We start from the raw sequence: 22,730 nt of genomic DNA, 5'->3' as shown, positions 1-22,730 counted from the left end.
GGTCTCGCGATGTCTTGGGAGCGCTCCCAACGGAGGTGAGCGAGCAGACCTGAACGGTTCCCCGCGACCGCGCCTCTCCCCTGCCTCCGGAGGCACCCGTGCGACACACACTCGGCAAACTGGCGTCGGCGTTCGCCTGCGCCCTGCTGGTGATCACCCTGACCGCGTCCACCTCCCCCGCCGCCCCGGCGGCGGGCGAGAAGGTGCTGCTGTTCACCAAGACCACGAGCTACCGGCACGACTCGATCCCGGCCGGTATCGCGATGTTCCAGCAACTGGCCGCCGACAACGGCTGGCAGCTCACGCAAACCGAGGACTCGGCCGTCTTCACCGACACCACACTGTCCACCTACGACGTCGTGATCATGTTCCAGACCTCCGGCATGGTCTGGAGCACGGCGGCGCAGCGGACGGCGTTCCAGAACTACCTGCGCGGTGGCGGCGGCATCGTCGCGATCCACAACGCGACGGACATGAACGTCGAGAGCGAGTTCCCGTGGTGGGACCAAACGCTCGGGATGACCATGACCCAGCACTCGGCGACGGTCAGCGGCACCGCGAAGGTCGCCGACCACGAACACCCGTCGGGGCAAGGACTTCCGGACCGGTGGACGCGCACGGAGGAGTGGTACAACTTCGACCGCAGCGCCCGCGGTGACGTGCACGTACTGGTCACCGCCGACGAGACGACCTACGACCCCGGCTCGTCGCGCATGGGTCACGACCACCCGATCTCGTGGTGCCGCGACGTCGAGGGCGGCCGGCTGTGGGCGACCGCCATGGGCCACCAGTCCTCCGCGTACTCCGAACCCCTGTTCCGCGCGCACATCCTGGGTGGGGTTCGGTCCGCGGCGGGCACCGTGGCCGCCGACTGCGGCCCGACGGTGTGGTCGAGCTACGACCGCGTCGAACTGGACGGCAACACCGTGGCACCCGGCACGCTCGACGTCGCACGCGACGGCCGCGTCTTCTACACCCAGTACGGCGGGCAGCTGAAGATCTACAAGCCCAGCACCAGGACCACGGTCACCGCGGGCACGCTCAACGTCTACACCGGCGGCGAGGACGGCCTCGCGGGCGTGGCGCTCGACCCGGGCTTCGCGGCCAACGGCTGGGTCTACCTGTTCTACTCCCCTGCCGGGTCGCAGGAGGTCAACCGGGTGTCCCGCTTCACGATCAGCGGCGACTCGCTGGTGTCCGGCAGCGAGCAGGTGCTGCTGACCATCCCCGCCGCACGGCAGTCCGAGCCCGGGCACACCGGCGGCTACCTCACGTTCGGGCCGGACGGGAACCTCTACGTCGGCGTCGGCGACGACACCAACCCGCACGAGTCCAGTGGCTACACACCGATCGACGAGCGGTCCGGACGCAGCCTGTTCGACGCGCAGAAGACCGCGGCGAACACGAACGACCTGCGCGGCAAGATCCTGCGCATCCACCCGGAGTCGAACGGCACGTACACGGTGCCGAGCGGCAACATGTTCGCGCCCGGCACCGCGTTGACGCGGCCGGAGATCTACGCGATGGGCTTCCGCAACCCGTTCCGGTTCACCGTGGACACCGACGGCACCATCTACCTGGCCGACTACGGTCCGGACGCGGGCGCGGACAACGCGAGCCGCGGACCCGGCGGTCTGGTCGAGTGGAACGTGATCAAATCCCCCGGTTTCTACGGCTGGCCGTACTGCGTCGCGAACAACATCCCGTTCACCGACTACAACTTCGCCTCCGGTGCGTCCGGCTCCAAGTTCAACTGTTCGGCGCCGGTCAACACCTCCCCCAACAACACCGGGCTCACCAGCCTGCCCTCGGCGCGGCCCGCCACGGTCTGGTACGGCAACGGCAGCAACGGCAACGCCTTCCCCGAGATGGGTGGCGGCGGTGAGGCGCCGATGGCCTTCCCCGTCTACCACCACGACGCGAACAACCCGTCGCCAACCAAGTTCCCGGAGTACTTCGACGGGACGCCGTTCTTCGGTGAGTGGGCACGCAACACCATGCACGAGTTCCGGCTCGACGGCTCGGGAAACCTGTTGAAGATCAACCGGTTCCTGGCGAACCTGACGTTCCGGTCGCCGATGGACGCGAAGTTCGGCCCGGACGGCTCGCTGTACCTCCTCGAATGGGGCACCGGGTTCGGCCGCGACAACGCCGACTCCGCGCTGTCCCGCATCGACTACGTCTCCGGTGACCGCGCGCCGGTCGCCCGCGCGACGGGCACGCCGTCCTCGGGCGGGGTGCCGCTCACGGTGAGCTTCTCGAGCGCGGGCTCCGCCGACCCGGAGGGTGGCGCGCTCACCTACCGGTGGACCTTCGGCGACGGCGCCACCGCGACGACGGCCAACCCGTCGCACACCTACACCACGCGCGGCCAGTTCAACGCGCAGCTCACCGTCACCACCCCGGACGGGCGGACCGGCGTCGCGAACGTGCCGGTGACGGTCGGCAACACCGCGCCGACCGTCCGGATCACCTCGCCCCCGCACGGCGGCATGTTCGACTTCGGCGACGAGGTGCCCTACGCGGTGACCGTGACCGACCCGGAGGACGGCTCGATCGACTGCGCCAGGGTGGTCACGACACCCGGGCTCGGCCACGACGAGCACGCGCACCCGCTCGACCCGATCACGGGTTGTTCCGGGGTGATCCCCACGCACGGCGACGGCGGGCACAGCGCGGACTCGGACCTGTTCTACGTCGCCGACGCGGTCTACACGGACAACGGGGCGTCGGGGGTGCCCGCGCTCACCGGCCGGGCGCAGGTGCTGCTGCAGCCCAAGCACCGGCAGGCCGAGCACTTCACCGGCTCGTCCGGCATCCGGGTGGTGTCCCAGTCCGGCGCCGAGGCGGGCGGGCGGATCGGCGACATCGACAACGGCGACTGGATCTCGTTCAGCCCGGTGAACCTGACGGGCATCGACCAGGTCTCGTTCCGGGTGTCCTCACCGGGACCGGGCGGCACGATCGAGCTGCGGGCGGGGTCACCGACCGGGTCGCTGGTGGCCACCGCGACCGTGGGCAGCACGGGCGGCTGGGACAACTACGTGAGTCTCGCGCCGGTCGACGTGAGCAGGCCGTCCGGGACGGTCGAGCTGTTCGTGGTGTTCCGGTCCAGCTCCGCCGCACCCTACGACCTGGACTCCCTCACGTTCGTCGGCGACGGCGTCGGCACCCCGGGCGCGGTCACGAGCGGCCCGATCACGGGTGCGAGCGGCAAGTGCGTCGACGTCAACGGCGGGAACTCCGCCGACGGCACCCCGCTCATCCTCTGGACGTGCAACGGCGGGGCCAACCAGCGGTGGACCCGCGACGGTGGCACCCTGCGCGCGCTCGGCAAGTGCATGACCGCGGCGGGCACCGCCGACGGCAGCGCCGTCCAACTCTCCACGTGCGACGGCGCGGCCGGGCAGACCTGGACCACGGGCGCCAACGGGTCGCTGACCAACGCGGGCAAGTGCCTCGACGCCAACGGCGCGGGCACCGCCGACGGCACTCGGCTCATCGTCTGGCCCTGCCACGGCGGTACCAACCAGCGCTGGACCCTGCCCTGACCCACTCCCAGAGACCGGAGCCCCCATGCCCGAGCAGATCCACGCTCGACGCCTCTTCGCCCGCCCTGCCCGACGCTCTCCCCATGGCAACGAACGATCCGCCCGTTCTGCTCCCCGAGCCCGTACGAGTGTCCCATTCGCTCGGTCGAGAGTCCTGTTCGTACGGATCGTGACGGCGTTTGCGCTGGTCGCGGCCACTATCCTACTCCCGGCGATCACCGCGCCGGAGCCCGCTGCCGCGCACGCGGTGAACCCGGACGACTTCAAGCAGGTCGAGCTGGCGCGCGGTGTCGGCGAGGTCGGCGAGCCGATGTCGCTCGCCGTGCTGCCGGACCGGTCGGTGCTGCACACCGCGCGCAACGGCGTGCTGCGCAGAACCACGTCGGCCGGCGTCACCAGTGTGATCGGCACGCTGCCGGTCTACACCCACGACGAGGAGGGACTGCAGGGCGTCGGGGTCGACCCGGGGTTCGCGAGCAACCGGTTCGTCTACCTCTACTACGCGCCGCCGCTGTCCACCCCGAGCGGGGACGCACCCGCGACGGGCACGAACTTCTCGGCGTGGAACGGGGTCAACCGGCTGTCGCGGTTCACGCTCAACTCCGACTACACGCTCAACACGTCGAGCGCGGTGACCGTGCTCGACGTGCCGACCAGCCGGGGCATGTGCTGCCACGTCGGCGGTGACATCGACTTCGACACGGCGGGCAACCTGTACCTGTCCACCGGCGACGACACCAACCCGTTCGACTCCGCGGGCTACACGCCGATCGACGAGCGGTCGGGCCGCAACCCGGCCTACGACGCGCAGCGCAGCGCGGGCAACACGAACGACCTGCGCGGCAAGGTGCTGCGGGTCAAGGTGAACGCCAACGGTTCGTACTCGATCCCGTCGGGCAACCTGTTCGCGCAGGGCACCTCCGGCACGCGGCCGGAGATCTACGCGATGGGGCTGCGCAACCCGTTCCGGTTCGGCGTCGACAAGGCCACCGGCGTGCTCTACCTGGGAGACTACGGGCCGGACGCGGGTTCGGCGAGCAACAGCCGGGGGCCGGCCGGGCAGGTGGAGTTCAACCGGATAACAAGCGCCGGGAACTACGGCTGGCCGTACTGCACCGGCAGGAACACCACCGCCGAGACCTATGTGGACTACAACTTCGCCTCCGGCACGTCGGGCTCACGGTTCAACTGCGCGGCCCCGGTCAACGACTCCCCCAACAACAGCGGCCTGCGGAACCTCCCGGCCGCCCGCGCGGCGTGGCTCAACTACGACAACTGCTCGGTCTCGGCGTTCGGCTGCGGCTCCGAGTCGCCGATGGGCGGCGTGGTCTACCGCTACGACGCGTCGAACCCATCGACGGTCAAGTTCCCGGCCGCGCTGGACGGGCACGTCTTCCTGTCCGAGTTCGGCAGGCGCTGGATCAAGACCGTCGACGTGAACGCCGACGGCTCGCCGGGCCAGATCAACGACTTCCCGTGGCGCGGCACGCAGGTCATGGACACCGCGTTCGGGCCGGACGGCGCGCTGTACGTGCTGGACTACGGCACCGGCTGGGGCAGCGGTAACTCCGAGTCCGCGCTGTACCGCATCGAGTACAACCCGTCGGGCAACCAGGCCCCGACCGCGCGGGCGAGCGCCGACAGGACCTCCGGCACCGCGCCGCTGACGGTGGGCTTCTCCTCGGCGGGCTCGTCGGACCCGGAGGGCGGCGCACTGTCCTACCTGTGGAGCTTCGGCGACGGCACCACGTCGACCTCGGCGAACCCGACGAAGACGTACTCGTCGAACGGCCAGCGCACGGCGACGCTCACGGTGACCGACCCGGCGGGGCTCACCGCCACCGCGAACGTGACGGTGACGGTCGGCAACACCGCGCCTGCGGTCACGCTCACCACGCCCGCCGACGGGGCCCTGTTCTCCTTCGGCGACACCGTCCCGTACACGATCACCGCGACCGACCCCGAGGACGGCACGATCGACTGCTCGCGGGTGAAGCTGTCCTACCTGCTCGGCCACGACGAGCACGCCCACCTGATCACCACGAACACCGGGTGCTCGGGCACGCTGTCGATCCCGGCGGACGGTGAGCACGACACGGCCGCGAACCTGTACGCGGTGTTCGACGCCGAGTACACCGACGGCGGGGCGAACGGCCAACCTGCCCTGACCACGCACACGCAGCACACGCTGCAGTTGCGGCACCGCCAGGCCGAGCACCACACCAGCCAGTCCGGCACGGCGCGGTACGACAAGTCGGCCGCGGAGGGCGGCAGGACGGTCGGCGACATCCACAACGGCGACTGGATCGCGTTCCGGCCCTACGCGCTCGGCGGCGAGACCCGGTTCTCCGCGCGGGTCTCCTCCGATACCTCCGGTGGCACGCTGACCGTGCGGACCGGATCGGCGACCGGCACCGTGCTCGGCTCGGTGACCGTGCCGGCCACCGGTGGGTGGGACACCTTCACCGAGGTGGCGACCACGCTGTCGAACGTCCCGAGCGGCACCACCACGGTGTACCTCACGTTCTCCGGCGGTAGCGGCTTCCTGTTCGACGTGGACGCCTTCACGTTCGGCGCGTCCTCGAGCGGCACCACGAACCGGATCACCGGTCTCGGCGGCAAGTGTGTCGACGTCAACGGCGGGAGCACGGCGGACGGCGCGAAAGTCCAGCTGTGGACCTGTAACGGCGGCACCAACCAGCAGTGGACCGTCAGCGGGAGCACGCTGCGCGCCCTGGGCAAGTGCATGACCGCGGCGGGCACGGCGGACGGCAGTGCGGTGCAGTTGTCCACGTGCGTGGGCAGCGCCGCGCAGAACTGGTCCGTGCGGTCCGACGGCACCATCCGCACCGCGGCCGGCAAGTGCCTGGACGCGTACGGCGCGTCGTCGGCGGACGGCACGCAACTGATCATCTGGACCTGCAACGGCGGCGCCAACCAGCGCTGGACGTTGTCGTAGAAAGGCAGCGAGATGACACACTCGTTCACCCGGCGCGTGCTCGGCGCGACCGCGGCCGTGCTCGCCGCGCTCACCGTGGGCGCGAGCCCGACCGCGAGCGCCGCCGACGCGCCCTACGACGTCCTGGTGTTCTCCAAGACCGCCGGTTTCCGGCACGACGCGATCCCGCAGGGCATCGCGCTGATCCGGGAACTGGGGGCGGCGAACAACTTCACGGTGACCGCGACCGAGGACTCGTCCCGGTTCACCGCCTCGACCCTCGCCCAGTACGAGGCGGTGGTGTTCCTCAACACCACCGGCGACGTGCTCAACGACACCCAGCAGAGCGCGTTCGAGTCCTACATCCGGGGCGGCGGCGGGTATGTCGGCATCCACTCGGCCGCCGACACCGAGTACAACTGGTCGTTCTACGGGCAGTTGGTCGGCACGTACTTCTCGTCGCACCCGGCCATCCAGCAGGCGACCGTGCGGGTGGAGAACCGGGCGCACCAGGCCACCCAGCACCTCGGCCAGTCCGTGGTGCGCACCGACGAGTGGTACAACTTCCGTTCGAACGTCCGGTCGACCGCGCGGGTGCTCGCCACCCTCGACGAGTCCACCTACTCCGGCGGCACGATGGGCGCCGACCATCCGCACACGTGGTGCCAGGTGGTCCACGGTGGACGGTCGTTCTACACCGGCGCGGGCCACACCCAGGCGAGCTACGCCGAGTCCGGGTTCCGGGCGCAAGTGCTGGGTGGCATCCGGTACGCGGCGAACCGGACCAAGGCCGACTGCCGGCCCGAGACCGGCTACACCACGCTGTACAACGGCGGCACGATCGGCTGGTCGCAGGCCGGGCCGGGCGGTTTCACCAACGGTGACGCCACGCTCAGTTCCTTCGGCGGGCTCGGCACGTACTGGTACAGCGCCAAGGAGTTCCACTCCTTCTCGCTGAAGCTGGACTGGCGGCTCGCGGGCGACGACAATTCCGGTGTGCTGCTCGGCTTCCCGGCCAGTTCCGACCCGAACACGTCGCTGAACCAGGGCCACGAGGTCCAGATCGACGCGACCGACTCGGCGGACCGCACCACCGGCGCCGTCTACGGCTTCCAGGCGCCCGACACCGCCGCCCGCGACGCCGCGCTCAACCCGCCCGGCGAGTGGAACACCTTCGAGGCACTGGTCGAGGGCGAGCGTCTGCAGGTGTTCCTCAACGGCGTGAAGGTCAACGACTTCACCAACACCGACCCGAACCGCTCGCTGACCTCCGGCTACATCGGTGTCCAGAACCACGGCACCGGCGACGACGTCTCCTTCCGCAACATCCGGATCAAGGAGCTGGGTGGCAGCACGCCGACCGCGGGCCCGATCACCGGCGCGAGCGGCAAGTGCGTCGACGTCAACGGGGCCAGCTCCGCCGACGGCACCAAGGTGCAGCTGTGGACCTGCAACGGCCAGGCCAACCAGCAGTGGGCCCGCGACGGCAGCACCCTGCGTTCACTGGGCAAGTGCATGACCGCCGCCGGCACCGGGGACGGCAGCCAGGTGCAGCTGTCGACGTGCACCGGCGCCGCGACGCAGAACTGGGCCCCGCAGTCGAACGGCGCCATCGTCAACGGCGCCTCGGGCCGCTGCCTCGACGCCAACGGCGGGTCGTCGGCCAACGGCACCCAGCTGATCGTCTGGAGCTGCCACGGCGGCGCCAACCAGCGCTGGACGCTCCTCTGACCCCGAACACGAAAGGGACGACATGGCACGTGTGCTGATACTGACCGGCGACGCCGCCGAGGAACTGGACTCGATGTACCCGGTGTTCCGCCTGCGCGAAGGCGGGCACGAGGCGGTCGTCGCCGCGCTGACGACCCGGCCGGTGAAGCTGGTGGTGCACGACTTCGAACCGGAATGCGACGCCTACACCGAGAAACCCGGCCACCTGCTGCCGGTGGACGTCGCGGTCGCCGACGTGGCGCCCGAGGAGTACGACGCGCTCGTCATCCCGGGCGGGCGCGCACCGGAGTACCTCCGCACCGACCCCGACGTGGCCCGGATCGTCCGGCACTTCTTCGACCACGGGCTCCCGGTCGGCACGATCTGCCACGGCCCGCAGGTGCCCGCCGCGCTCGGGCTCCTGCGCGGCCGTGTCACCGCGGCCTTCCCGCCGTTGCGGGCCGACGTGGAGAACGCGGGCGCCACCTTCGTCGACGGACCGGACGTCGTGGACGCCAACATGGTTTCCTGCCGGGGCTGGCCGGACCTGCCCGAGTGGTCCCGCGCGTTCATGGCGGTGCTGGAGAAGTCGGCACCGGCATGACGGATCGCCGGGCGCCGGCTCCACGGGAGGCCGGCGCCCGGCGCCATCACGTCCTCAGACGACCGTGCAGGGCGCGCCGTTCAGCGTGAACGACGTCGGCTCCGCGGTGTTGCCGGTGTGACCGGCCTGGAACCCGATGCTGACCGACGCGCCCGGCGGGATGCCCGGGTTGTAGGCCACGTTCCTGGCCGTCACCTGTCCTGACGTCGGCGAGTAGCTCGCGTTCCACCCGGACGTGATCGTCTGCCCGGCGGGCAGGGTGAAGACCAGCGACCAGCCGTTCACCGCGGCGGTGCCGGTGTTGGTGATCGTGATCTCCGCGGTGAGGCCGCTGTTCCAGGCGTTGACCGAGTCGCTGACCCGGCAGGCACCCGGCTCCGGCTCGGGATCGGGGTCGGGGTCGCTGCTCTGGAACTGGGTGATGAACTTCCACACCTCGCCCGAGGTCCACGTCCGCCAGCCGTCGCCGCCGCCGTCGACCGGGCCCGGGGTGTGCCCGCCGTCGAACGCCGCCCACACGACCGGGTACCCGGCCCGGCACCCCGAGTACGCGGTGACGATGTGCGAACGGCTCCCCTGCGCCGGTTCGGGCGGGTTCTGGGCGGTGCAGCCGTTGTTGCGGACGAACGTGTCCCGCAGGCCCCGGCCCAGCCCGATGCCGAGCACGTTGTCGGTGAGCCCGTGGATGCCCATGTAGGCGATCGGCTGGGTGCCGCCCGCGCACCCGCTCAACTGCGCGCCCGAGTAGACGGCCACCGCGCGGAAGACGCTCGCCCTGGCGCACGCCAGCGCGTAGCTCATGCCGCCGCCGTAGCTGAACCCGCCCGCGAAGATCTGCGTGGTGTCGATGCACAGCCCTGCCTGGAGCTGCCGCAGGATGTCGTCGACGAGTGTGACGTCCTGGCCGCCGGAGTTGGCCCAGCCGTTGTTCAGGCCCTGCGGTGCCACGAAGATCGTGCCGTTACCGGCGCCGTCCGCGAGCCGCCGCAGCCCGTAGTAGGACCAGTTGTAGCCGTCGGTTCCGCCGGAGTCGACGTCGTTCGCGGTGCCGTTCAGCCAGTGGAAGCCGAAGAACAACCGGTACTGGTGGTTCTGGTCGTAGTTGGCGGGCAGCCGCAGGATGTAGGTGCGGTTCTGCCCGCCGCTCTGGATCGTGTGGGTGCCGCTCGCCAGCCCGGGCGCCGACCCGCACCCCGCGGAGGGGGCGGCCGCCGCCGGGCCGGCCTGCACGGCCGAGGTCAGCACGAGAACCGCGGCGACCGCGACGGATCCGAACCAGGCTCTGTGTCTTCCCATCACATCACTCCCTTTGCTGGACGCGCTGGAGCTGGAACCTCTGGTTCGCGGCGCCGGTGACGGTCCACTGGGAGATGCGGGTGCCGTCGGTGGTCGCCGCCGACCACACGTCCATCGCGAGGCCGCTCTGCCGGTTGACCATGCTGACCACGCCACTCCCCTGGTCGACCACCCGCCACTGCTGGCTCGTGGCGCCGGTGTCGGCTTGCTGGGTGATGTCGGCGCCGCTGCTCGTACTCGCGACCTGCAGCACCAGACCGCTGTGCCGCGCGCGGACCCGGTGGTAGCCGCCGCCGGAGTCGAGGAAGTCGAACTGCTGGTTGGTCCCGCCGGTCGCCGACCACTGGTGCAGGAGCGCACCGGCCGACGTGGACACCCCGCTGATGTCGGCGAGTTTTCCGCTGTGCTGGGCGACGAGCCGGTAGTACACGCCGGTCTCGACGACCGAGCTGGACTCGTTCCCGGTCGCGCGGTAGGTGTGCCCGGCGACGGCGGTGAACTCGACCAGGTCGCTCTCCGGTTTCGCCGGAGTGACCACGGTGCCTGCCGTGGTGTCCCGCAGTTCCCAGGTGCCGGTGAACATGCGGCTGCGGACCCGGACGGTGCCCGCCCGGTCGGGCGTGACGGTCAGCGCGGTGATCCGGCCGCCCGACCACGTGGCGCCGACGGCGTGGCCGCCGCGGCCGCGCAGCCCGGTGACGCTTCCCGTCGGCCAGGCCGTCGGTAGCGCGGGCAGCACGTGCAGCTCACCGTTGTGGCTGTGCAGCAACATCTCCGCGATACCTGACGTGGCGCCGAAGTTGCCGTCGATCTGGAACGGCGGGTGCAGGTCGAACATGTTGGGCGCGAGCCGCTCGGTGGTGACGAGGTCGCGGACCAGCTTGTGCGCCCGCGCACCGTCCTCCAACCGCGCCCAGAAGTTGATCTTCCAGGCGAGGGACCAGCCGGTGCCCGCGTCACCGCGCAGCTCCAGCGTGCGGCGAGCCGCGTCGAACAGCGCGGGGGTGCCGCGCCGCGTGATCTGGTTCGACGGGTGCAGGCCGTACAGGTGCGAGACGTGCCGGTGGTTCGGTTCGGTCTCGACCCAGTCGTACAGCCATTCCTGGAGGTTGCCGCGCGACCCGACCTTCATCGGCGTGAGCCGCTGCCGCGCGGACCGGACCTGGCTGCGGAAGCCGGAGTCCACCCCGAGCACCTCGCTCGCGGCGGCGGCCCCGTCGAAGAGGTCTCGCAGGATCTGTGAGTCCATCGTGGGGCCCGCGCACACGCTGACCCCCGAGTGGTGTGCCAGCTCCGGCGAGTTCGACGGGTTCGTCACGAGCGTCCCCAGGCTGGGCTCGGTGACGAGCGTGTCGAGGAAGAACTGGGCGGCGCCCTTCACCGCCCCGTAGTTGGCGCGCAGGAACTCCACGTCGCCGGTGAACCGGTAGTGGTCCCAGACGAGCGAGGCGAGCCACGCCCCGCCGGTCTGCCACATGCCCCAGAACGCGCCGTCCACCACGGACGTGCCGCGCCAGGCGTCGGTGTTGTGGTGGGTGACCCAGCCGGACGCGCCGTACTGGACCTGCGCGGTCCGTGCCCCGGTCACCGCGAGGTCGCCGAGCATGCGGAACACCGGCTGCAGGCACTCCCCGAGGTTGGTCGTGTCGGCCGGCCAGTAGTTCATCGGCAGGTTGGCGTTGATCGTGTACTTCGAGTCCCACGGCGGGCTCATCTGGTCGTTCCAGATGCCCTGCAGGTTCGCCGGCTGGGTGCCGGGCCGGGACGAGGAGATCAGCAGGTACCGGCCGTACTGGAACAGCAGCGCGGAGAACTGCGGGTCGCTGACCGATGCGTGCTGGGCGATCCGCACGTCGGTCGGCTGGTCGGCCGCCGACGTCCGCCCGAGGTCGATCGTGACCCGGCCGAACAGCGCCTGGTAGTCGGCGACGTGCCGGGCGCGGAGGGTGTCGAAGGAACTGGCCTGGGCCGCGCTCAGGCGGGCTCGCGCGAGGCCTTGGTAGTCGCCGTTCACCGTGCGGTAGTCGACGTAGCTGGTGCCGATCGACACCAGCAGGGTCACGGTGGTGGCGCCGGAGACCCGCAACGTGCCGCCGGAACTGCTGGTGCTCCCGCCCTCGGCGATCACTCTGGCCAGCGCCAGGAACCGGACGGACCCGGAGATGCCCCTGGCGTCGCCGGAAACGCCGTCCAGTGCGATCGTCGTGCTGTCCGGGCTGGACGCGGTGACCCGCTGCGGGCTGCTGAACGCGGCCGTGAACGAGACCGACCCGGTCAGGCGCATCACGATGACCTGGTCCGGCGCGCTGGCGAACACCTCGCGCCGCTGCCGCACCCCGCCCGCGACGTAGGTGACGACCGACGTCGCCGTGGTGAGGTCGAGCCACCGCTCGTACCCGGAGACACCGCTGGTGCTGGGCATGGTCAGCCGCAGGTCGCCGACCGGCTGGTACGGCAGCTGCGCGGCCGGGCTGCCCAGCATCGTCTGGTCGATCAGGCTCTGTGCCTGCGACCACTGGTTCGCGAACACCAGCTGCCGGATCTGCGCGATCGCGCCCGCACCACGCGGGTTGGCGTAGTCGTGCGGACCACCGGCCCAGACCGTGTCCTCGTTGAGCTGCAACCGTTCCGTGTCGGTGTTGCCGAACACCATGGCGCCGAGGCGGCCGTTGCCGACCGGCAGCGCACGCAGCCAGTCCGAGCCCGCCGCCTCGTCGTACCACAACGCGAGGTCGCCCGCGGCCCGCACGTCGGCGGGCGCCGCCGGGTCGGCGCGGGCGGTCGCCGTCCACCCGGCGCTCGCGATCGCGACGCCCGTACCCAGCTTCAGCGCCTGCCTGCGGGTCAGTCCATCGTTCACTGCGCGGCCCACCGCTGGTTGTTACCGCCGGTGCAGCTCCACAGCTGGACCAGTGTGCCGTTGGCGGTGGCGTTGCCGCTCACCTCGAGGCACAGTCCGGACTGGGCGTTGCGGATGGTGCCGTCCCCGTTCCGGTTCCACTTCTGGTTGGCGCCGCCGTGGCAGGTCCAGATGATCACCGGTGTGCCGTTGGCGGTTCCGGCGCCCGAGGCGTCGAGGCAGCGTCGCGAGTCTCCCGTGTAGACGGTCAGCTCACTCGCCGACGTGTACGTCCACTGCTGGTTGGCCTGGCCGTTGCAGTCCCAGATGATCAGCTGGGTCCCGGTCGCGGTGGTCTGGTTCGGTACGTCGAGGCACCGGTTCGAGGCGGCCGAACGCAGAGGCGTACCCGTGCCGGGGTTTCCGCCGCCGCCGTTGAGCGCGTCGAGGACGGCCTGGTACGCCTGCTTCTTCTGGTAGTTGGAGTCGAACAGCAGCGGGGTGTCGTTGGGGCGCCAGGTGTACCGGTCGGTGATCCCCCACGTGGTGATGCCGGTGCAGCGGGCCACGGCCATGCACGCCTGGGTGACCTGCCGGTAGACGTTCGCCTGACCCGACCCGGAGCCGCCCACGTCCAGCTCGGTGATCTGCACGTCCACGCCGAGGTCGGCGAAGCGCTGCAGGTTCGCCTGGTAGCTGGACAGGTTGGAGTTCCAGCTGAGGTGACTCTGGAACCCGACGCAGTCGATGGGTACGCCGCGGTTCTTGAAGTCGGCGACCATGTTGTAGATGGCGGTGCTCTTGGGGTTGATGCCGTCGGTGTTGTAGTCGTTGTAGCAGAGTTTGGCGTTGGGGTCGGCGTTGCGGGCGGCGCGGAAGGCGGCTTCGATCCAGTCGTTGCCGGTGCGTTGGAGGTTGGAGTCGCGGCGGGTGCCGCTGGTGCCGTCGGCGAAGGCTTCGTTGACGACGTCCCAGGAGTGGATCTGGCCGCGGTAGTGGGTGGCGACCTGGGTGACGTGGTTGATCGCCGCGGATCGCAGGTCACTGCCGGACAGGTTCTGCGCCCAACCCGGCTGCTGCGCGTGCCACAGCAGGGCATGACCCCGGACGCTCATGCCACGAGCGCGGGCGTAGCTGACGATCTGGTCGCCACCGCCGTAGCTGAACTGGTTGCGGTTGGGTTCGGTGGCGTCCCACTTCATCGCGTTCTCGGCCACGACACTGTTGAACTCGCGGCTCAACGTGCCCGAGTACGAGCCGTCGTTCAACAGGTTCGGCACGACCGCCGCCCCGAAGTACCGGCCCGTCTGTGCCGCCGCCGCACCGAGTGTGTCCGCCGCGCTCGCGGGCGTCGCCGACAGCACGAGCCCGGCCGCGGCGAGCCCCGCGGTGGTGATCGCGGTGAGCACGGCTCTGACGCGTGTTCCGGTGGTCATCGCAACCCTCTTTCGTCGTTGAGGAAAGGGTTTTCACATCGGCAAGCCGCACCGCCCGCTCAGGCGCGCGACCACCGCTGGTTGGCCTGGCCGTTGCAGGTCCAGAGAATGGTCGTGGTGCCGTTCGCGGTGCCCGCCTGGTTGACGTCCAGGCAGAGTCCGGACCCGACGTTGCGGACGGACCCGTCCGACGCGAACGTCCAGCGCTGGTTGGCCTGGCCGTTGCAGGTCCAGATGATCACGCGCGTACCGTTGGCGGTGCCCTGGTTGTACGCGTCGAGGCACTTGTCGCCGTACACGCGGATCTCGCCGTTCGCCCAGGTGGTCCAGGACTGGTTCGCGGCCGTGTGGCAGTCCCAGATCAACGCGGTGGTGCCCGCGGCGGTGGCGGCGCCGTCCACGTCGAGGCACCGGTTCGACCCGGCGCCGCGCAGCCGGGACGTCGTCGCGTCGACCGGCGTCCCGCCGGAGACCCGGTAGACCGCGACACCGTGTGCCGGCACGCTCGCGCTGATCTGCCCCGAGGTGGCCGCAGTGCCGCCGGTCCACAGGTCCGTCAGCGTGAACGAGCCGCCGGACAGCCCGGCCTGCGCGGCCGTGGTGCTGATCGTGGCGGTGGCGCCGCCGCGGTTGAACAACCCGACCGCGACCGAGCCGTCGGACAGCGACTTGGCGAACACCTCGACGTTGCCGTCGTCGCGCACCCGGCGCCCGCCCGCACCGAGCCGGTCCTGGTTCACCGCGAGCAGGCGCGGGTTGCGCAGGATCGCGCTCACCTCGGCGGACATGGTGCGGATGTCGTTGCCCGCCATCAACGGCGCGGCCATCAACGCCCACAACGCGAAGTGCGCCCGCGACTCGGTCAGCGTCAGTCCCGGGCGGCCGACCACGAGCATGTCGGGGTCGTTCCAGTGGGTCGGCCCTGCCTGCGCAGCCAGCGGCGCGTTGACGTCGACCACGTTGCCGACACCCATCGGGTAGCTGTTGGTGTTGCCGTTCTGCCAGATGTCGAGGAGGTCCTCGGTGGTGCGCCACAGGTCGGCGACCTCGCCCCAGTTGTACTTGTCACCGGTGATCGCGTGGAAGCTGTTCGGGTTGATGCTGTAGACGATCGGCCTCCCCGTGGCCCGCAACGCATCCCGCATCAGCGAGAACCGCGCGACCTGCTCGTCCCGCGTCCCGTCCGGGGAGCACCAGTCATACTTGAGGTAGTCCACGCCCCACGACGCGAACGTGTTGGCGTCCTGGACCTCGTGGCCCATGCTGCCGGTCGAACCCGGGTGTGTCCCGACCCGCTGAGCACAGGTCCGCTCCGTCGGCACCTGGTAGATCCCGAACTTCAACCCTCGGGCGTGGATGTAGTCACCGAGAGCCTTCATACCGCTCGGGAACTTCGACGGGTGGGCCCGCAGGTTGCCCTGGCTGTCGCGGCTCGGGTCGAACCAGCAGTCATCCACCACCACGTACTGGTAGCCCGCGTCCCGCATCCCCGAGCTGACCATCGCGTCGGCCGCCTGGCGGACCGACGACTCGGTCACGCCGCAGCCGAAGCTGTTCCAGCTGTTCCATCCCAGCGGCGGTGTCACGGCGGGGCTTCCCGGCGCCGCCTGGGCCACTGGCCGGTGGGACTCGGACGGGAGCAGTACCAGCCCGGCCGTCGCGAGCACGGTGAGCGTGGCAGCGGCGACCTTCCGCAGCAGGCGCATTTCACCAGACATAAAGGACCCCATCATCGTTGACGGTGTGTGAAACACGACGCACAAGTGGTTCGAATGTGAACGCTAACACAATACGACTGAGCGAGACAACCGCAGTACAACAGGGTTTCTGTCGAAACTTTCGACAATTGAGGAGCATTCAAGTGATCGCGAACATGCCGCGCGAAAATGCGTATCCGAGCCGATTGGGAGCGCTCCCAGCGCGATCAGCCGAGGACATCGCCCACGCCGCACCGCAGCGGGACCTCGTCGACACAAGCCCGGATGAGTCCGATCCATCGCGGGAACGGTCACTCGCCTGACACCATACCGTCGCCCAGCGTGCCGGCGTCAAGTCATGAGTCGTATCCATCTACTGCTCGTCGTCGCCCGGAAAGGTCCGGAGTCCAGATGCGGCGTCGCCCCCGGGGTGATGACCGGCGCGGGCATCACCCCGACCGCTTCTCCCCCGCGGACTCCGCGCGGGCCGGCAACCTCGTGACCGCGTGGCAGAGCGCGGGGATGGCGCGCTACTTCGTCAACTCGCTGGTCGTCGTGCTGTGCGCGGTCGTCGTGCTGCTCCTGATCGGGTCGATGGCGGGCTTCGCACTGGGGCGGCTGCGGTTCCGCGGTTCGCGGGTCCTGTTCCTCGGCTGCCTCGCCGCGTTGTTCGTCCCGTTCCAGGTCGTCATGGTCCCGCTCGCGCGGACGCTCGCCACGCTCGGCCTGATCGACACCTACCCCGGCCTGGTCCTCGCGTACGTCGCCCAGTTCCTGCCGTTCACCATCTTCCTGATGGCGAGCTACTACGCGCACGTGCCCGCCGAGATCGTCGACGCCGCCATGCTCGACGGCAACACGCTCTTCGGCGTGTACCGCAGGGTCATGCTGCCGCTCGGGACCCCGGCGCTGATCTCGGTCGGCATCCTCGACACGTTGTTCTGCTGGAACGACGTGCTGATCGCGCTGCTGGTGATGCCGTCGGCGGAACACCGCACCCTCATGGTCGGTGTCACGGCGCTGCGCGGTCAGTACTCCGACGACATCCCGACGTTCGCCGCGGGCGTCCTGATCGCGGCGGTTCCCATGCTGGTGGTCTACCTGTTCTTCCAGCGCCAGATCGCACAGGGCGTCACGGCGGGCGCCACGAAGGGCTGACCCATGCGCATCACCGGATTCCGCACACTGACCACGGTCCTGGACTGGGGCCGCCCGGTCGGCGACGCCAACGGCGTGCTCGCGGACGGACGCACCCCGGTGCCGATCGTCCTGGTGGACACCGACGAGGAGATCACCGGAGTCGGCCTGGGGCCGCACCTCGACGGCGAGGACCCGAGAGGGGTCACGGCGCTGTACGACCGGATGCTGCGCCGAACGTTCAAGGCCGGGCACGCCGGTGCGGTGTTCGGCACGATCGGCGCGTTCGACACGGCGCTGTGGGACATCAAGGCGAAAGCGGCCGGGGAGCCGCTGTGGCGGCTGCTCGGTGGCCGCGACCGGCGGGTGCCCGCGTACGCGTCCGGCCTGGACATCGCGTTGGACGACGAGGAACTCGTGGCGGTGTACCAGGCCTACGCCGACCGCGGCCTGCGCGCGGCCAAGCTCAAGGGCGGGCTCGACGTCGACCAGGACCGGCGCAGGCTGGCACTGGTGCGGGACGTGCTCACCGACGCGGGCCGGGTCGCACGGCCCGCGCTGATGCTCGACGCGAACGAGACGTGGACGCGCAAGCAGGCCGTCCGCCACGTGTGCGAACTGGAACGCACGATCGACCTCACCTGGGTCGAGGAACCGGTCCGGCGCTGGGACGCCGACGGGCTGGCCGCGGTGAGCAGGGGCATCCGGGCGTCGGTGGCCAGCGGGGAGAACCTCACCGGGCTCGAACAGTTCCGGCCGCTGCTCGCGGCGGGCGCGCTCGACGTCGTCCAGACCGCGGCGGTCTGGGGCGTCACCCACTTCCTGCGGGTCGCCGCCCTGGCCCATGCCCACGACCTGCCGGTCAGCCCCGTCGGCAACACCCCGGCCGGCCTGCTGCACGCCGCGACGGCGGTGCCGAACCACCTGGCCGGCGAACTCCAGGACCTCGAGCCACCAGTCGGCGTGCGCCTGGCCCACCACGTCGAGGACGGCGCGTTCATCCTGGGCGACACACCCGGCGCGGGCGTCGACGTCGACGAGCACGCGATCCGGACGGCACACGTGGGTCACCCGGCCCACAACGGCGACGGTCCGCACATCCGGCCGCCCGCCGCCGGGCACCGGCTGTTCGCCGCACCGTACGACGACACGATTTCGACACACCCCCGGTGAAAGTTTCGAAATGGCTCCCCAGCAAGGAGCTGAATGCGAAACTTTCGGGACATCCGATGTTCGACGCAGGCTTTCCCGCCGATACCTCCGTCGCCCATGAGCGCGCTCACAAAGTCGGCCTCAACGTCATTCCGAACGGGACGGCAACGATCGCACGACACGCATCTACACAGGTAGAGATGGCGCACCGAAGCCTCTGAGGCAACGCTGACGGCTGCGCCTGTCGAATTAGCGTTCACAACGAGATTGACTTTCTGTCAAGTCGCTCGCTACCTTCGGTGGCGAGGGCAGCACTTGGTGAGCGCGCGATGACGCGATACCTGCCGCCGTGTTGTCGACCCCGTGGACAATGTTGTCGAAGGGAACGCGCAATGCATCGAAACATTCGAAGAAGCCCGGTCGCGGCGGTGGTGTGCCTCGCGGTCGGGTTGATGGTCGCGAGTCTGGTGTCGGTGTTCGCGGGCACCGCACAGGCGGCCGAGTCGACACTGGGCGCCGCGGCCGCGCAGTCCGGCCGCTACTTCGGGACCGCGGTCGCGGCGAGCAAGCTGGGCGACAGCACGTACTCCACGATCCTGCGGCGTGAGTTCAACAGCATCACCGCCGAGAACGAGATGAAGTGGGACGCGACCGAACCCAACCGCAACCAGTTCAACTACAGCAACGGGGATCGCATCGCGAGCCAGGCCCGCGGCCAGGGCGCGTTGCTGCGCGGGCACGCCCTGCTGTGGCACCAGCAGCAGCCGGGGTGGGCGCAGAACCTGTCCGGCAGCGACCTGCGATCCGCGGCGATCAACCACGTCACCCAGGTCGCCACCCACTACCGCGACCAAATCCACTCCTGGGACGTCGTCAACGAAGCCTTCGCCGACGGCACCAGCGGCACCCGCCGCGACTCCAACCTCCAACGCACCGGCAACGACTGGATCGAAGCCGCCTTCCGCGCCGCCCGCAACGCCGACCCCAACGCCAAACTCTGCTACAACGACTACAACACCGACGGCATCAACCCCAAGAGCACCGCCATCTACAACATGGTCGCCGACTTCAAGAACCGCGGCGTACCCATCGACTGCGTCGGGTTCCAGTCGCACCTGAGCAACTCCGTGCCCAGCGACTACCAGGCCAACCTGCAGCGCTTCGCCGCGCTCGGCGTCGACGTGCAGATCACCGAGCTGGACATCTCGGGGTCGAACCAGGCGAACGTGTACGCGACCGTCACCCGCGCCTGCCTCAACGTCCCGCGCTGCAACGGCATCACCGTGTGGGGCATCCGGGACAGCGACTCGTGGCGGCAGGGCGAGAACCCGCTGCTGTTCGACAACAACGGCAACAAGAAGGCCGCCTACAACGCCGTGCTGGACGTGCTCAACAGCGTCGACCCGGACCCCGATCCCGACCCGCCCGCCGGTTCCGGTGAGATCCGCTCGGTCGGGGCGGACCGGTGCGTCGACGTGCCGAACGCGACCACGAACAACGGCACGCAGGTGCAGCTGTGGGACTGCCACGGCCAGTCCAACCAGGTGTGGACGTACACGTCGAGCAAACAGCTGACCGTGTACGGCAGCAAGTGCCTCGGCGCGAGCGGCCGTGGTACGACCAACGGCACCGCCGTGGTCATCTGGGACTGCGACGGTCACTCGAACCAGCAGTGGAACTTCAACTCGAACGGCACGATCACCAACGCCCAGTCTGGCCTGTGCCTCGACGCCGTCGGCGCCGGCACGGCCAACGGCACGCGGATCCAGCTGTACTCGTGTACCGCGAACGCGAACCAGCGGTGGACCGGCATCAACCAGGGCTGAACACGAGCGCGGGTCCCGGACCTCCCGGGGCCCGCGCTCGCGGTCCCGGACCCGCCCGCTGAACCTTTCGCCGAACGGAGGTCACCGATGATCAGAACGGCGCTCGTGACATTCGCCAGCACCCTGCTGGTGACCATCACCGCACTCGTGTTCCCGCCCGCGGCGGCCGCGGCGTCACTGGTGGAGGTGACCGGCTTCGGCGACAACCCGGGCGGGACGCGCATGCACGTCTACGTGCCGGACTCCCGCCCGGCGAACCCCGCGATCGTGGTCGCCATGCACGGCTGCGGCGGCTCCGGCCCGGGGTTCTACTCGGGCAGTGAGTTCGCCTCGCTCGCCGACCGGCACGGGTTCATCGTGATCTACCCGAGCGCCCAGCAACAGGCCGGGTTCGGGAACTGTTTCGACACCTGGTCGGACGCGGCGAAACGCCGAGGCGGTGGCAGCGACCCGGTGTCGATCGTCTCCATGGTCACCTACGTCGAACAACGCTACGGCGGCGACCCGAACAGGGTGTTCGCCACCGGTTCGTCCTCCGGCGGCATGATGACCAACCACATGCTCGCCCTGTACCCCGACGTGTTCAAGGCGGGTGCGGCGTTCATGGGCGTGCCGTTCAACTGCTTCGCCAACGCGGCGGACTACCCACCGGGTGCCAGCAGGTGCACCGGCGGCAGCATGAACCGGACACCGCAGGAGTGGGGAGACGCGGTCCGCCAAGCCTTCCCCGGCTACACCGGACCGCGCCCGCGAATCCAGCTGTGGCACGGCACCGCCGACACGCTCGTGCCGTACTCCCTGCTGCAGGAGGAGATCGAGCAGTGGACCAACGTGTTCGGCCTGAGCCAGACACCGACGTCCACCGACACCCCGCAGCCGAACTGGAACCGCCGCCGTTACGCCGACACCTCCGGCACCGTCCAGGTGGAGGCCTACAGCATCCAGGGCGCCGGGCACACCCTGCCCTCAAGTGGCATGGCGGCATCGGCCATCGCGTTCTTCGGCCTGACCGGCTCCGGCCCCACGCCCGAACCCGAGCCGGGCGGTTGCCGGGTCGGCGCCACGGTCTACGCGTGGAACACCGGACTGACCGAGAACCTCACCGTCACCAACACCAGCTCCGCCCCGATCAACGGATGGTCGCTGGTGTTCACCCTGCCCAACGGTCAAACCATCACATCCGGGTGGAACGCCACCTACACGCCGTCGTCAGGGCAGGTGACCGCACGCAACGTCGACCACAACTCGACGATCGCACCGAACGCGTCAGTCAGCATCGGTTTCCAGGCCACCCACACCGGCAACACCGGCAAACCCGGATCCTTCACGCTCAACGGCACACCCTGCACCACCACGACGTACTGACGGTTCCCCACCGCACTCGGCACTGAACATGACTCTCGCTGGTGCTTCCGAAACGGAAGGCTTTCAGTTGCCGGGAAGGGAACGCGGGAGCCCGAACCACGGAAGGACGCTGTTGTCGAAACGGGTCACGGCGCTGATGCGGTCGCCGGCCAAGGTGAGGACCACGAGCCCCGTCCCACGCCGGATGCCATCACTGCCCGAGCGCAGATAGGTACCGAACGCCGGTTGGCCGTTCGCGCGGGTAGGCACCAGGTGGTACTTGCGGTTGGCGCTCATGAGCGCGGCGTAGAACCCGGAGACGGCGTCGCGGCCGAGGTACTCGAGCGGCATCGGCGGCATGGAGACGCGAGCGTCGTCGGTGAGCAGGCCGACCAGGGCGTCGACGTCGCCGGATTCGTAGGCACGGGCGAACCTCGCCACGAGTGCCTCTTCGGCGGGCGACGCGGGCGCAGGTGGTGAGTCGTTGATCCCGCTCGGCGGGATTCGCCGGTGCAGCGCGGCGCGTGCCCGTTTGAGCGCGCTGTTGACCGAGTCGACGGAGGAGTCGAGCATGTCGGCGACCTCGGCCGCCGGGTAGCCGAGCACCTCGCGCAGGATCAGGACGGCGCGTTGGCGTGCCGGCAGGATCTGCAGCGCGGTGACGAACGCCAGCGAGATGGACTCCTTCTGTTCATACCGTGCTTCCGGTCCGACCGGCGCGGCGATCGCACCGTCGAGGAGAGCGTCGGGGTAGGGCTCCAGCCACACGACTTCGCCGAGCCTGCTCGGCTCCGGCGGTTCGATCTCGGGCACATCCCACTCCTTTGCCGGGCGACGGCTGGCCGAGCGAATCGCGTTGAGGCACTGGTTCGTGGCGATCCGGTACAGCCAGGTGCGGATCGAGGCCCGCCCCTCGAACCGGTCGAGTGCCCGCCACGCCGCGAGCAGCGTGTCCTGCACCGCGTCCTCGGCGTCCTGGAACGAGCCGAGCAGCCGGTAGCAGTGCATGTGCAACTCCCGGCGATGTGGCTCGGTCAGCTGCCGGAACGCCTCGCCATCGCCGGCCCGCGCCCTCGCGATCAGCTCGCTCGCTGTCACGTCTCATCACCCACCAGGTGTCGGTTCTTGCCAGCCCTTCTCCGGTTCTGACACCGGACCGGCCGGGAACTGGGCGCGTCACGGCCGCCCAGTTCCTCCACA

At 69.8% G+C, this 22,730-nt stretch carries 13 protein-coding genes; 8 read left to right on the top strand and 5 right to left on the bottom strand.

What is annotated here, in order from left to right:
- Nucleotides 1-98 precede the first annotated feature (98 nt).
- The 4 genes from ACIBVP_RS36885 to ACIBVP_RS36870 all read left to right on the top strand — a co-directional run bounded on the left by ACIBVP_RS36885 (nt 99) and on the right by ACIBVP_RS36870 (nt 8,803).
- The gene (locus ACIBVP_RS36885; protein WP_396111109.1) at nt 99-3,551 is read left to right on the top strand and encodes a ThuA domain-containing protein; all 3,453 of its coding nucleotides are present in this window, start codon (nt 99-101) and stop codon (nt 3,549-3,551) included.
- Nucleotides 3,552-3,720: 169 nt separating this feature from the next.
- The gene (locus tag ACIBVP_RS36880; RefSeq protein WP_396111108.1) at nt 3,721-6,510 is read left to right on the top strand and encodes a PQQ-dependent sugar dehydrogenase; all 2,790 of its coding nucleotides are present in this window, start codon (nt 3,721-3,723) and stop codon (nt 6,508-6,510) included.
- A gap of 12 nt (nt 6,511-6,522) precedes the next feature.
- The gene (locus tag ACIBVP_RS36875; protein WP_396111107.1) at nt 6,523-8,220 is read left to right on the top strand and encodes a ThuA domain-containing protein; all 1,698 of its coding nucleotides are present in this window, start codon (nt 6,523-6,525) and stop codon (nt 8,218-8,220) included.
- A gap of 22 nt (nt 8,221-8,242) precedes the next feature.
- On the top strand, nt 8,243-8,803 hold the full coding sequence (locus ACIBVP_RS36870) for a DJ-1/PfpI family protein (RefSeq protein ID WP_396111106.1): 561 nt from the start codon (nt 8,243-8,245) through the stop codon (nt 8,801-8,803).
- Between the two features lie 54 nt (nt 8,804-8,857).
- Here ACIBVP_RS36870 and ACIBVP_RS36865 read toward each other — a convergent pair whose 3' ends face one another.
- From ACIBVP_RS36865 to ACIBVP_RS36850, 4 genes are read right to left on the bottom strand one after another with little or no spacing between them, the layout of a single operon-like run.
- Complete coding sequence (locus ACIBVP_RS36865; RefSeq protein ID WP_396111105.1) at nt 8,858-10,099, bottom strand: cellulose binding domain-containing protein; 1,242 nt, start codon at nt 10,097-10,099, stop codon at nt 8,858-8,860.
- Between the two features lie 4 nt (nt 10,100-10,103).
- Nucleotides 10,104-12,959 (bottom strand): glycosyl hydrolase family 95 catalytic domain-containing protein, encoded by a 2,856-nt coding sequence (locus ACIBVP_RS36860; protein ID WP_396111104.1) that lies wholly within the window; start codon nt 12,957-12,959, stop codon nt 10,104-10,106.
- The gene (locus ACIBVP_RS36855) at nt 12,956-14,374 is read right to left on the bottom strand and encodes an endo-1,4-beta-xylanase (protein WP_396111103.1); all 1,419 of its coding nucleotides are present in this window, start codon (nt 14,372-14,374) and stop codon (nt 12,956-12,958) included. Before ACIBVP_RS36855 ends, ACIBVP_RS36860 begins: the two co-directional genes overlap by 4 nt.
- A 59-nt stretch (nt 14,375-14,433) precedes the next feature.
- On the bottom strand, nt 14,434-16,080 hold the full coding sequence (locus ACIBVP_RS36850; RefSeq protein ID WP_396111102.1) for a glycoside hydrolase family 27 protein: 1,647 nt from the start codon (nt 16,078-16,080) through the stop codon (nt 14,434-14,436).
- A gap of 402 nt (nt 16,081-16,482) precedes the next feature.
- On the opposite strand from ACIBVP_RS36850, the gene ACIBVP_RS36845 reads away from it, so the two are divergent.
- The 4 genes from ACIBVP_RS36845 (at nt 16,483) to ACIBVP_RS36830 (ending at nt 21,551) form a co-directional block, all read left to right on the top strand.
- A complete protein-coding gene (locus tag ACIBVP_RS36845; RefSeq protein ID WP_396111101.1) occupies nt 16,483-17,229 on the top strand; it encodes a carbohydrate ABC transporter permease in 747 nt (248 codons plus the stop codon).
- 3 nt (nt 17,230-17,232) lie between these two features.
- Nucleotides 17,233-18,381: a mandelate racemase/muconate lactonizing enzyme family protein gene (locus tag ACIBVP_RS36840; RefSeq protein WP_396111100.1), complete on the top strand. Its 1,149-nt coding sequence runs from the start codon at nt 17,233-17,235 to the stop codon at nt 18,379-18,381.
- Between the two features lie 431 nt (nt 18,382-18,812).
- A complete protein-coding gene (locus tag ACIBVP_RS36835) occupies nt 18,813-20,186 on the top strand; it encodes an endo-1,4-beta-xylanase (RefSeq protein WP_396111129.1) in 1,374 nt (457 codons plus the stop codon).
- An 87-nt stretch (nt 20,187-20,273) separates the two neighbouring features.
- Complete coding sequence (locus ACIBVP_RS36830) at nt 20,274-21,551, top strand: PHB depolymerase family esterase (protein WP_396111099.1); 1,278 nt, start codon at nt 20,274-20,276, stop codon at nt 21,549-21,551.
- Nucleotides 21,552-21,614: 63 nt separating this feature from the next.
- Here the strand turns inward: ACIBVP_RS36830 and ACIBVP_RS36825 are convergent, their stop codons facing one another.
- A complete protein-coding gene (locus ACIBVP_RS36825; RefSeq protein WP_396111098.1) occupies nt 21,615-22,628 on the bottom strand; it encodes a sigma-70 family RNA polymerase sigma factor in 1,014 nt (337 codons plus the stop codon).
- Between the last annotated feature and the right edge of the window lie 102 nt (nt 22,629-22,730).

This window comes from Actinophytocola sp. NPDC049390 (genome assembly GCF_044466355.1).
Taxonomy (GTDB): Bacteria; Actinomycetota; Actinomycetes; order Mycobacteriales; family Pseudonocardiaceae; genus Actinophytocola.
The sequence above is the reverse complement of the archived record's forward strand: the minus strand, read 5'-3'. Positions and strand labels throughout refer to the sequence as shown.

What these genes read in the sequence shown, in the direction of transcription:
- ACIBVP_RS36855 (WP_396111103.1), bottom strand. Translation starts at nt 14,374, where the DNA reads ATGACCACCGGAACACGCGTCAGAGCCGTGCTCACCGCGATCACCACC.
- ACIBVP_RS36830 (WP_396111099.1), top strand. Translation starts at nt 20,274, where the DNA reads ATGATCAGAACGGCGCTCGTGACATTCGCCAGCACCCTGCTGGTGACC.
- ACIBVP_RS36845 (WP_396111101.1), top strand. Translation starts at nt 16,483, where the DNA reads ATGCGGCGTCGCCCCCGGGGTGATGACCGGCGCGGGCATCACCCCGAC.
- ACIBVP_RS36835 (WP_396111129.1), top strand. Translation starts at nt 18,813, where the DNA reads ATGGTCGCGAGTCTGGTGTCGGTGTTCGCGGGCACCGCACAGGCGGCC.
- ACIBVP_RS36840 (WP_396111100.1), top strand. Translation starts at nt 17,233, where the DNA reads ATGCGCATCACCGGATTCCGCACACTGACCACGGTCCTGGACTGGGGC.
- ACIBVP_RS36870 (WP_396111106.1), top strand. Translation starts at nt 8,243, where the DNA reads ATGGCACGTGTGCTGATACTGACCGGCGACGCCGCCGAGGAACTGGAC.
- ACIBVP_RS36875 (WP_396111107.1), top strand. Translation starts at nt 6,523, where the DNA reads ATGACACACTCGTTCACCCGGCGCGTGCTCGGCGCGACCGCGGCCGTG.
- ACIBVP_RS36865 (WP_396111105.1), bottom strand. Translation starts at nt 10,099, where the DNA reads ATGGGAAGACACAGAGCCTGGTTCGGATCCGTCGCGGTCGCCGCGGTT.
- ACIBVP_RS36850 (WP_396111102.1), bottom strand. Translation starts at nt 16,080, where the DNA reads ATGCGCCTGCTGCGGAAGGTCGCCGCTGCCACGCTCACCGTGCTCGCG.